Origin of the sequence: Streptomyces sp. UH6 (genome assembly GCF_013421635.1) — a bacterium.
Classification (GTDB): Bacteria; Actinomycetota; Actinomycetes; order Streptomycetales; family Streptomycetaceae; genus Streptomyces; species Streptomyces abyssomicinicus.
Genome location: NZ_JACADT010000864.1, coordinates 1 through 2,435, shown reverse-complemented (window position 1 = coordinate 2,435; position 2,435 = coordinate 1). Strand labels below are relative to the sequence as shown.

At 74.0% G+C, this 2,435-nt stretch carries 2 protein-coding genes; one reads left to right on the top strand and one right to left on the bottom strand.

The genetic code is table 11. The annotated features are described in order from the left end of the window. Positions 1-256 precede the first annotated feature (256 nt). A complete protein-coding gene (locus HW445_RS26855; RefSeq protein ID WP_180223466.1) occupies positions 257-1,954 on the top strand; it encodes a lytic transglycosylase domain-containing protein in 1,698 nt (565 codons plus the stop codon). A 72-nt stretch (positions 1,955-2,026) separates the two neighbouring features. Here HW445_RS26855 and HW445_RS26850 read toward each other — a convergent pair. Beyond that, a partial coding sequence (locus HW445_RS26850; RefSeq protein WP_306673368.1) for an ATP-dependent helicase C-terminal domain-containing protein occupies positions 2,027-2,435 on the bottom strand: 409 nt, incomplete at its 5' end.

Here is a 2,435-nt window from a genome sequence, read left to right as displayed (position 1 = left end):
CACGACGGCGCGGCCAGGACCACGCCCGCGGTGGGAAGGGACGCCGATGACCGCGTCGCCGGTTCCCCGCCCGGGACCGCGTCCGAATTCCGCACGCGGGTCCGCACCGAAGTCGTCGCCAATCGCCCGATATCGGACAGCAACAGGTGTGCGGGCGGCGCAAGTTGTCGTAGGGTCACCTGATTGCGGTATCGAATCTCTGTCCGCCAGGCGGACCGAGGGACCAGAAGTCGGTCGTCCAGGGAGGGAACGCTCGATGGCGGCGCATATCGGCAGGCATCTGCGCAGGGGAGCGGCGACCACGGCGGTGGCCGCGATCGCGGTCGCGGCGCTGACCGCTTCGCAGGCGCCGGGAGTGGCCGAGAGGCCCAGATCGGAGACCGGCGATTCCCAGCCGATTCCCGACCTCGCCGAGAGCCCGGGCGACGACTCGTACTACACGGACCTCCCGCCGCTGAACTCCCCGGCCGGCGGCAGCGGCAGCGACGCCGGCGGCGAATCCGGCATACCGGCGACCGTCCTCGACGCCTACAAGAAGGCCGAGGCGACCCTGAACCAGGCCAAGCCCGGCTGCAACCTGCCGTGGCAACTCCTCGCCGCCATCGGGCAGGTGGAGTCCGGTCAGGCCCGCGGCGGCCGCGTCGACGCCTCCGGCAACACCACCTCGCCCATCGTCGGCCCGGCCCTCAACGGCGAGGGATTCGCGCACATCCGCGACACCGACAACGGCGCCTTCGACGGCGACGCGACCTACGACCGCGCCGTGGGCCCGATGCAGTTCATCCCGTCGACCTGGGAGTGGGCGGGCAAGGACGGCAACGGGGACGGGGCCAAGGACCCCAACAACGTCTACGACGCCGCACTGGCCGCCGGGCACTACCTGTGCCGTTACAACTGGAACCTCGCCGAACGCGCGGACCTCGAACGGGCGATCCTCAGCTACAACAACTCCCGCGACTACCTCAACACGGTGCTGCGGTGGATGGAGACCTTCCGCAACGGCGTCCAGGAGATCCCCGACGGCACCGGCACCCTGCCGGTCCACCGCAACGACGACCACGTCGTCACGCCCACCTCGCCGTCGGCGCCGCCCTCCACGGGGCCGGGCGCGGGCAGTGGCGGCGGCAACGGCAGCGGCAGCGGTGGCGGCGGGTCCGACGCACCCGCCGGTGGTGGCGGCACGACGTCCCCGCCCGCCACCGACCCTCCGGCGGGCCAGACGCCCACCGACTCGGTGCGGAGCCTGGAGCGCACGGCGGGCGGCTCGCTCAGCGCGACGGCCGGGACGTCCTTCGACGAGGAGATCGCGGTCCGCGCGGAGACCTCCGGCGGGGCGGGCGTCGCCAAGGTGCGGATCCGGTTCACCGTCGTCGGCGGCACCGGCACGGCCTTCGAGGGAGGCGAGACCGTCGCCACCGTGCAGACCGACGGCAGTGGTGTCGCCACGGCGCCCACGCTGGTGGCCGGGGAGAGGACCGGCGCCTTCGTGGTCCGCGCCACCGTCGTCGGCCGTGACGTCACGGCGGCCGAGTGGGACGGCGTCGTCACCGTCCGCACCGCGGACAAGCTGACCCTCGCCGAGGGCGAGCCCCTGGTGTGCCCGGTCGGCGGGGAGTTCGCCGGGAAGATCACCGTCGAGGCCACCCGAGGCGGCGTGCCCGCGGCCAAGGTGGGCGCCACCGTCACGCTGATCAGGTCGGCCGAGGACACCACCCAGAACGACAAGGGGCCCTACTTCGAGGACCCCGAGAACCCCGACGGCGCGCCGCTGCGCACCATCGGGCTCACCGCCGACGCCGACGGGGTGCTGACCCTGCCCACCCTGTTCGCGGGCGACACGGCCGGCACCTACCTGCTGCTCGTGGACACGCCGGGAGCGGGCACCCTCACCGTGGAGCTGACGGTGGAGGCCACCGGGGACGGCACCGTCGGCGAGGTCACCGGCACGCTCTGACCGCGCCCTTGCATCACACCGGGGCCGGGTCTCCCACGGGGGACCCGGCCCCGGTCGCGTGCGACGGCTCCGTCAGCCGCCTTCCCGCCGCAGCCGGGCGTTGGTGTGCCGGGTGGGCACGGCCGTCGCCGGATCCTCGGGCCACGGATGCCGGGGATACCGCCCCCGCAGCTCCGCCCGCACGCCCCGGTAGCCGTCCCGCCAGAACGAGGCGAGGTCGGCGGTGACCGCGACGGGCCGTCCGGCCGGTGACAGCAGGTGCACCAGCACCGGCACGCCCGCCACCGAGGGCGACCCGGCGGACCCGAACATCTCCTGGAGCTTCACCGCCAGCACCGGCCGCTCGGGGTCGGCGTAGTCGACCCTGATCCGTGAACCGGACGGCACCTCCAGACGCTCCGGCGCCAGCTCCTCGAGCCGGGCCGCCTCCCCGGACGCCCACGGCAGCAGCCGCGTCAGCCCCTGCCCGGCGTCGATCCGG